This is a genomic window from Acidithiobacillus sp. (assembly GCF_027322205.1).
Taxonomy (GTDB): Bacteria; Pseudomonadota; Gammaproteobacteria; order Acidithiobacillales; family Acidithiobacillaceae; genus Acidithiobacillus.
Window position 1 is genome coordinate 1 of the sequence record NZ_DAHVHY010000081.1, and the last position, 8,415, is coordinate 8,415.

Consider the following 8,415-nt stretch of genomic DNA (forward strand, 5'->3'; position numbering starts at 1 on the left):
CATCAGGCACATTTTTGAGGATGGGGAGCTAGATGAGCACTCAGTTGTTCGGCTTTTCCGAACAACTGCCGCAGACGGCAAACAGTATGAGGTGGCACACTACAATCTCGACATGATCCTCGCTCTTGGCTTTCGCGTGCGCAGCCCGGTAGGCGTGCGTTTTCGCCAGTGGGCCAGCGACAAGCTCAAGGAATATATCGTCAAGGGCTTCGTGCTGGATGACGCGCGTCTGAAGAACCCCGGTAAGGGCCGGGATTATTTCGACGAACTGACCCGTCGCCTGCAAGACATCCGCACCAGTGAGCGGCGCTTTTATCAGAAAATCACCGACATTTACGCCACAAGCGTGGATTACGACGCGCGCCATCCGCTCACTCAGCAGTTTTTCGCCACGGTGCAAAACAAGGTGCATTACGCCATCCACGGCCAGACCGCCGCCGAGTTGATCATCAGCCGCGCGGATAGCCGATTGCCGAACATGGGCCTGACGACTTGGGAAGGCGCACGTATCCGTAAATCCGACGTGGGTGTCGCCAAAAACTATCTGAGCGAGGAGGAACTGCGCGCCCTCAATAACCTGGCCGAGCAATACCTCGTCTTTGCCGAAGGCCAGGCGGCGCGGCGCATCGCAATGACGATGCAGGACTGGATCACCAAGCTGGAGGGCTTCCTGACGCTGAATGACCGCGCAATTCTGCAGGGGCAGGCCAAGTGTCTGCGGAACTCGCCAAAGCACACGCGGAGCAGGAGTTCGACAAGTTCCGGGTACTGGATGACCAGCGTTTCGAGTCGGATTTCGATCGCATGGTGCGGCAGTTACCCACAAAGAAACCGAAGGGATGAAGCACTGATGGACTTCCGTATCGCAGATACCTTCAGTGCCGTTGCACTAAAAGACCTGTACTGATGGCGGCTGCCCAATAGAGCATGGGATCACAGCCGTGTTCGGCCATTTGGGCTGCTGCTGCCGCCTGGTCGGGTGACTGCTTGTCGAGCAATGCCCGGTACCAGGATGCCTCTCCTACGGACACGCTGCGCATCAGCACGTCCTCTTGAGGACGCGCAATCAGCACGCGGTCACCGCCAAGGGTATCCAGATCCAGGGTTTCCTCCGTATCGGGGTGCTGGCACAGTTGCCAGAGCGCCATGAGCGGATAGTCCGACTCCACCAGCCGCACAGAAGCATGCAACCCGTTATCGACGGCATGCTCTGCTGCCAGATAGGCTTCATGGCTGGCCCATTCCAGCCGCGCCATATCGGGCAAATAGGCCAACGATCGGGTCAGTGGATGACGGGCGAGAAAGGCGGGCAGGCGGTCGCCGTAGGCATTGCGGTCTCCGGACAAAGAAGGGATGGCACGGCAGTAGGCATAGGTGATTTCCCGAAAACAGTCCTCCCCGATGAGCAGGAAGATCGCGCCGTAGATGTTCTTGAGGCCTTCGCTAAATCCCTCCAGCACATTATTACGGTAGATCGCCGTAGCGACGGCAGCAGAAATCGGTCCGCCGAGACCGGGAATGACGATGTCGTCTTCTTGCGAAAACACGGCGCTTGCAAACGATTTTTGCCAAGTCAGTGCGTCATTCATGGATCATCTCCAGGATATGTTGTGCTTTCTGCGCCTCGTCCAGTAGCATGCTGAGCGGCGGAATATTCACATCCCATTCAATCAACGTGGGCACCCGGCGTCCGAGAACCCGCAAGGCGCGGTCATACAGAGACCAGACTTCGGGCCAGACGGCCTGACTGTGGGTGTCAATCAACACTTCTTGTCCCAATGCTGTTTCCACCGTAAAACCGGCCAAGTGTATCTCCTGAACCGCATCGGAGTTAAGGTTGACCAGATATTCGTCCCGATCGATACCGAGATTCCGGCTACTGACGTAGAGATTGTTGATGTCCAGCAATAGTCCGCATCCAGTGCGCCGCACCAGTTCGTTCAGAAAAGCCCATTCCGGCATCTGGTCATCGGTAAAATGCAGATAGGCCGAGACGTTCTCAATCAGGATTTGTCGCTGCAGAACACTCTGGACCTGATCGATACGATCACTGATATGCTGGAGCATGCCATCGGTATAAGGCATGGGTAATAGAGCGTGGAGATAGCGTCCCTCGGATGACACCCAGCAAAGATGCTCGGAAACGAGGCTGGGTTCGTAGCGGGTTACCAGTCGCTGCAGTTGGCGCAGGTGTTCCGTATTCAACGGATCGGCACTGCCCAAGGATAAGCCGACGCCATGGAGACTCAAGGGATAATCACTCCGAATCTGGCCCATCACCCGATAGGCCAGCCCACCGGCGGCAAAAAGGTTCTCGCTGTGCGCTTCAATCCAGGCAGTTTCAGGTTTCCCGGTCTGAAAATCACGATAATGGCGTGAACGCAGGCCAATCCCTGCAGCCGCAGGAATGACTTCGTTGGATAGAGTAGAATTCGATTTTTCCATGGTGTTCTGCGAGCATACCTTTTTGGATTGCGAGCTGTTACAAGTATGGACACAAACACAGACTGTTGAATAACTTTACAGGCACTTTAGGCGCGAAAACGCAAATCGGCAAGACTGACTCTACGCGTGAGTGCTGCAATGGCCAAGGCCCATGATGGCAAATGTGGCAAGGCATATATGATGAAGCATAAGAAGATGCCCATGTAACTTTCTCAGCATTCAGTGAATATGCCAGGGCCTGTTTTGCCCCAGCATCTTTTTTACTTCCCTGACGGAAAACCTGGTGCGCGGAGCGCATCCCGCACGTTTGGGGTCAGACTGCCACCTACGATTTTCAGGCAAAGCCCTTTAGGTACTGCTAGCCAGGCATCCGGATCACCATTCGTGGCGGCTGAACCTCTGGTGATCCCAGCAATGGAGTTGCATTGGTTCATGTGGGCACGGGCGATGCCGTAGCACCTAACATAGCCTGTCATTCCCGCCCAGGCAGAGCTGGCAAACCCAGCTCCGGCCATTGTCAGAAGCCCGGCAAAGGCCGCGCGCTGGATTATGTGTTTACGATTTTCTGCTGCGTTGCTCATTGGTTTTAACTCCTTTCCAATTTCTTCATGTTGGTGTCCATCCTTTTGCGGTGATTCGTTGGGACCCAGTTAGCAAAAGCATGTCCCCCGCCGGTGGTGACCGCCTAGGGTTAGGAGGTCGTAAAATACGAAAATTGCCCAGACCGGAATTCGTATAACATGTTGTTTTATTTGGTGGGGACGGCGGGAATCGAACCCGCGACCCACGGCTTAAAAGTCTGACAAAACGGCGTTTCCCAGTGTTTCACAAACCCCCAAGAAAACAATATAACTTTCTGTCTTATATTGAATTTTTTGTTTCATGGTGTACCATGGAAAACAGAGGTAGCCCACCGCGTATGGATACCGTATGGATACGAGTAAGCAGGCTTGGGGGATTATGGCTATGGCAACGATGACCGTCAAGGGATTGGCCGGAGAGATCAAGGCCGCGAAGGTGAGAAAGACGCCGGTATGGGTGCGCGACGGTGGACCCAAGGGGGCAGGACAACTGGTCGCCAAAATCGCCAGCAAGGGCGCGTCGTTTTACTACGACCATGTGACCAGCGCCGGGAAGCGGGATCGGATTCCTCTGGGTCCCTATTCCGAGAAGACACAGGAAGGCTACCTTACTCTGGAGCAAGCCCGCGCAAAGGCCGGAGAGCATGCTGCCATTTACCGCACGATCACCAAGGATGTGCGGCTGCACCTGGACCAGCAACGCATCGACCACGAAAGGGCGTTGGCGCGGCAAAAGGCGGAGCGTGAGAAAGCCAATGCAGGGACTCTCAGCGCATTGCTCGACGCCTACGTGGATCACCTAAAAACGGCGGGAAAACCCTCCAGCAAAGATGTGGCGAGTTTCTTCCGTATCCACGTGGCGGAGCCATTCCCCGCCCTGGTATCCCGTCCGGCAAACGACCTTGGGAAGCGCGACTTCACGCCCCTCTTCGACCGAATGCAGGCCGCTGGCCTTGGCCGTGCGCTGGGCAAGGTGAGATCGGCACTGCACGCCGCCTACAATATGGCATTAAAATCGGAGAAGGCTGGGCGGGAGGCTTTCCGCGTGTTTCATGTGGAAGTAAACCCTATCGCCGGAATCGACACCTACAAGGAGCTTTCCGTGCCCGGCGAGCGTGTCCTGACCATTAAGGAGTTGCGGACCTATCTGAGAGGCATAGACGCCCTCACGAATCCCGTCATGCGCCTTGCCATGCTGCTGCAAATCTATCTCGGAGGGCAGCGGCCCGCGCAGTTGTTCCGCGTCACTGCCGCCGATGTGGATATGGACCGGAACACGATCACACAATACGACGGCAAGGGCAAACGCCAGCACCCCCGCGCCCATGTGCTGCCGTTGACGCCAAAGACCCGGCAATGGGTGGAGGAACTGTTGGCCCTGAATATCGATGCCCCAGGTATTTTCTCCACCGATGGGCGCAGCACGATATGGCCGGAAACAGCGTCGGGTGTGGCGCATGCGATCGGCGCTGGAGCGTACCGGCTGGGCGACATTCGCCGGACCGTGGAAACCGAGATGGGCAGGCTGAAGATCAGCAAGGACATGAAGGCACAACTGCTGAGTCATGGCCTGGGCGATATTCAGACAAGGCACTATGACAAGTACGCCTATCTCGAAGAAAAAACCGACGCCCTGACCAAGTGGGAAAAGTATCTGGATACAATCATGGCCGGTGACAACATCATTCCGATTGCCGGTTGAACGTTCTTCTGCCGCAACTCAGCGCGACGGGGTCAGTGGTTCCACCCCACCCTTGCGCTGTGGATTTACGTGCTCAGTTTTGGCCAAAGCCGTGACCTGATGTCCACGCGCGAGGGTTTCCCGCCGCCGCCCGGCTCCGTCGGCTTGCCATCCTGTTACCAAGCCCATAGAATTTTCACAAATGCCACCTTCGCGACACGCCGCGGTAGGCGTTAGGCGCGGCATGACTAGGTGCGCAGACTGCTTGATGATTGCCTCAATGCCTGTGCGCGCAAGCGCAATCCCCTACCTGCACCTGATGAAGGAGTCGACGAATGAGCGAACAGACGCTGCCCTGGGACGAAGACGCACTGCAACGCCTGGAGAAGATGCCTTCTTTCGTGCGTAACATGGCCAAGGCCAAAATCGAGAAGGCCGCCAGGGAAGCGGGCGAATCGAAAGTCACCGCCGCGTTTCTCGATGCCAACAAAGGGAAACTGATGGGTTAGCGTCAGTTCGAGCGTAGATGCCCAGCTCCCGCGCCGCGGGGCTGGCATCTTCGTCGCGTAGCTCGGGCAGACGGCGGCGGTGTGTCCGCCGACCGAATCTACCTGTCAGCGGCGTCTCCGGCCGATCAACTGCCAACGAAGCCCCGGGCAGATGAGCTTGCAAATGTTGCGTGAGTGTAGCAACTTACCTACACTATCCCATCTAGGAGGTGTCGCCATGACCATCACGACCCTATCCAGCCGAGAACTTAATCAGGACGTTACTCGTGCCAAGAAAGCGGCCAAGAACGGCCCGGTGTTCATCACGGATCGCGGCAAACCAGCACACGTGCTGTTGAGCATCGAGGAATACCGGCGACTTACTGGCAAACGTAGGAACCTCGTTGAGGCGCTATCCATGCCGGGCATTGCCGATATCGAAATTGAGATCCCCCGTTCACGCGAGTTTCCCCGGCCAGCGGCCTTTGAATGATGTTCATGATGTTCCTGCTCGATACCAATGTTATTTCCGAGCTGCGCAAAGCCGGCGACGGCAAGGTCGATGCCAATGTTACAGCATGGCTGTCAGGCACGGACGCAACGAGTTTCTACATCTCAGCCGTGACCATCATGGAACTTGAGTTTGGTATTCTCCGCGTGGAGCGGCGTGACGCCGTTCAAGGGGCGCGGCTGCGCACTTGGATGGACAACCATGTTCTTCCCGAATTCTCCGAACGCACGCTGCCGATCGATGAGGTTGTAGCACTTCGTTGTGCCCAACTACATGTGCCCAATCCTCGCCCCGAGCGAGATGCGTATATCGCAGCCACCGCACTTGTGCATGGCATGACCGTCGTGACCCGGAATGTAGCCGACTTCGAGCCGACCGGCGTGGCCATCATCAATCCTTGGGAGGCTCAGCCCTGACCAAGTCGCCGTCTGCGCTGCGGTATGAGCGTGGGCGGGCACGCCAAGCATTGGACGGATGGATAAATACCGCCGGCACGGTCAGATGGCGGCTGCTGGCACGACTCATGGGGCTACCCTACCCCTATTAGCAAAGCGCGAGTAGCCGGTAAGGCCGAGAGGCGGGTCTTACCGGCCAGCTTGGGAACAAGTAATATCGGCCAAGAGCTGTCAGCCGAGGCTGCCCGTTGAGGGGCCGGAACGGGTCGGATGATGTCATTTGCTCTCCGCTGCTGAATGACCGCAATCAGTCTTTACCGCCCATCACTTCGCCGCAATCTACAGCTTTCCATCGCCCATCGGCAAGAACTTTCATCGCTCCTCGTCCCTTTGCCCAATTAGATACCCAGGGCATCGCCCCCCTCCCCGGGCCGGTTCCTGATGGAATCTGAGCAGTCAGGAGACTTTCCATTGCCGGACCCACATTCAGAACACGGTGCCGAACTCCGCAAGATCACCCATGTGGACATGGATGCATTTTTTGCAGCCGTGGAGCAGCGCGACCAACCCGAACTGTGCGGTTAGCCCGTCGTTGTCGGCAGCGATCCCGCCGGCCGGGGCGTCGTCGCAACTTGCAGCTATGAGGCTCGCCGTATTTGCCTTCATTCCGCCATGACGGCGGCCCGTGCGAGATCGCTCTGCCCTCAAGAGGTTTTCCTCCGCCCGCGCATAGACGCCAACCGCGAGGACAGAGATCTTTATTAACGTATCGTTTAATGTTGACCGTGCCAATTAAAAAGTGCCTTAATAGATTGTGTACTAATTAAAGGATATGCAAATGGATCGTTCTGCAGGTAGCTATGTGACCACCACGACACTGGGCGAGTTGGTACAAGCTTTTGTGCCGCACCCATTGCCGCCCACTGAGCCCGCGCTGGAGCCAGAGTCGTTTATCGATCTGAATCGTCATGCCGAACTGGCTCTGGCACGGTTGTCCGGGGTGTCGGGGCTGGTTCCATCAGTAGATTGGCTGCTCTACAGTGCTATTCGCAAGGAGGCCCTGCTGACTTCGCAAATCGAGGGGACTCAGGCCACCTTGACCGACCTGTTCGATGAGGAGGCAGGCATTGCGATCAGCAACACGGATGATGTTGAGGAAGTCACCAACTACCTGCGCGCCTTCCGGTTGGTGCAGGACAATCTCCGCTCGCCCCAAGGCTTGCCAATCAGTATTCGCCTACTCTGTGCGGCCCATCGCTTGTTGCTCGCTGGCGCCCGTGGTTCAGCCAAGCAGCCGGGCGAGTTGCGCCGCTCGCAAAACTGGATCGGAGGAACGCGTCCGGGTAACGCTGTTTTCGTTCCGCCGCCCGCAGACCGGGTCGCCGCCTTGCTCAGTGACATGGAGCGATTCATCCACGACACATCCCCGGCACTTCCACCTCTCGTGAAAATCGCGCTCGTCCATGCCCAGTTTGAAACCATCCACCCATTCCTGGATGGCAATGGACGCCTTGGCCGGCTACTGATAGCGGCACTGCTAGAGCATTGGGGGCTGCTTGCCGAACCAATCATGTACCTGAGCGGTTATCTCAAGCAGCACCAAGCCGAATACTACCGCCAACTTTCTAATATCCGCAGTGAAGGGGACTGGGAGTCTTGGGTCGCGTTTTTTCTGGAGGGGGTGGCGGTCGCCGCGTCCGGTGCCGAACGCAGCATTATTTCGATTGCCAGTCTGATGTCTACAGACCGTCATCGCCTGCTGGCATCCTCCAAAGTTGGGCCTGCCAGTTACCGGCTGTTCGAGATGTTACCCATGATGCCCCGCTTTACAGTGGAACGGGTGAGGCAAAGATTGGGCACAAGTTTTCCGACCGCTAATGCCGCTGTAAAAACTCTGGAAGACGTGGGTATAGTGACCGAAATAACCGGCCAAAAGACGCACCGTAATTACAGTTTTCAATCCTATATAGACCTGTTGAGCACTTGATGTTAACGGACAACAGAATGTCATCCTCAACAACTTATACATGGTCCGTGAGTGGGTGTTTATAATATTAGTAAAGGTGGAAGATGGCCGACTTCCCACACATAATATCTGGCATTGCTGTATCGGCCGCAATTCCCTGTGTTATCGAAAATGTAGAGGCGCGGTCGATACTCCCCTCATTATCAATGTCAGGTACGCAGCGGAAGCTGTCGTCCAGAAATTGGTTCAGTACACACGGGTGATGTGCTGGTCGAAATAGTCAGAACGGTGAATTATCTTCAGCCAGAGTTAAACCTTTTGTGTCACGCACCAGCGCATATAGGACAC

Annotated in this window: 9 protein-coding genes and 1 pseudogene; 7 read left to right on the top strand and 3 right to left on the bottom strand. The window is 56.4% G+C overall.

What is annotated here, in order from left to right; all coding sequences use genetic code 11:
• The coding region (locus tag M7F93_RS10270; RefSeq protein WP_298172952.1) for a virulence RhuM family protein at window positions 1–907 on the top strand (907 nt) is incomplete at its 5' end.
• Here the strand turns inward: M7F93_RS10270 and M7F93_RS10275 are convergent.
• The 3 genes from M7F93_RS10275 to M7F93_RS10285 form a co-directional block, all read right to left on the bottom strand.
• Complete coding sequence (locus M7F93_RS10275; protein ID WP_298172955.1) at window positions 876–1,589, bottom strand: HvfC/BufC N-terminal domain-containing protein; 714 nt, start codon at window positions 1,587–1,589, stop codon at window positions 876–878. The two genes, M7F93_RS10270 and M7F93_RS10275, sit on opposite strands and share 32 nt — an antisense overlap.
• The gene (gene bufB / locus M7F93_RS10280; protein ID WP_298172958.1) at window positions 1,582–2,445 is read right to left on the bottom strand and encodes an MNIO family bufferin maturase; all 864 of its coding nucleotides are present in this window, start codon (window positions 2,443–2,445) and stop codon (window positions 1,582–1,584) included. The genes M7F93_RS10275 and bufB overlap by 8 nt, the downstream gene beginning before the upstream one ends.
• Before the next feature lie 260 nt (window positions 2,446–2,705).
• Window positions 2,706–3,026, bottom strand: coding sequence for a BufA1 family periplasmic bufferin-type metallophore (locus tag M7F93_RS10285; protein WP_298172961.1), 321 nt, complete (start codon window positions 3,024–3,026; stop codon window positions 2,706–2,708).
• Between the two features lie 349 nt (window positions 3,027–3,375).
• Between M7F93_RS10285 and M7F93_RS10290 the strand changes: the two genes are divergently transcribed.
• The 6 genes and pseudogenes from M7F93_RS10290 (at window position 3,376) to M7F93_RS10315 (ending at window position 8,088) form a co-directional block, all read left to right on the top strand.
• Window positions 3,376–4,728: a tyrosine-type recombinase/integrase gene (locus tag M7F93_RS10290; RefSeq protein WP_298172963.1), complete on the top strand. Its 1,353-nt coding sequence runs from the start codon at window positions 3,376–3,378 to the stop codon at window positions 4,726–4,728.
• Between the two features lie 314 nt (window positions 4,729–5,042).
• Window positions 5,043–5,216, top strand: a complete 174-nt coding sequence (locus M7F93_RS10295) for a PCP reductase family protein (RefSeq protein WP_298172965.1) — start codon at window positions 5,043–5,045, stop codon at window positions 5,214–5,216.
• 217 nt (window positions 5,217–5,433) lie between these two features.
• Entirely contained in the window at window positions 5,434–5,688 is a 255-nt protein-coding gene (locus M7F93_RS10300) for a type II toxin-antitoxin system Phd/YefM family antitoxin (RefSeq protein WP_035194578.1), read from the top strand.
• Complete coding sequence (locus M7F93_RS10305) at window positions 5,685–6,122, top strand: type II toxin-antitoxin system VapC family toxin (RefSeq protein ID WP_298172970.1); 438 nt, start codon at window positions 5,685–5,687, stop codon at window positions 6,120–6,122. The genes M7F93_RS10300 and M7F93_RS10305 overlap by 4 nt, the downstream gene beginning before the upstream one ends.
• Before the next feature lie 576 nt (window positions 6,123–6,698).
• Window positions 6,699–6,866, top strand: a pseudogene (locus M7F93_RS10310) (Y-family DNA polymerase); the annotation flags it as partial.
• A 73-nt stretch (window positions 6,867–6,939) separates the two neighbouring features.
• Window positions 6,940–8,088, top strand: a complete 1,149-nt coding sequence (locus M7F93_RS10315) for a Fic family protein (protein WP_298172972.1) — start codon at window positions 6,940–6,942, stop codon at window positions 8,086–8,088.
• The last annotated feature ends 327 nt before the right edge of the window (window positions 8,089–8,415 follow it).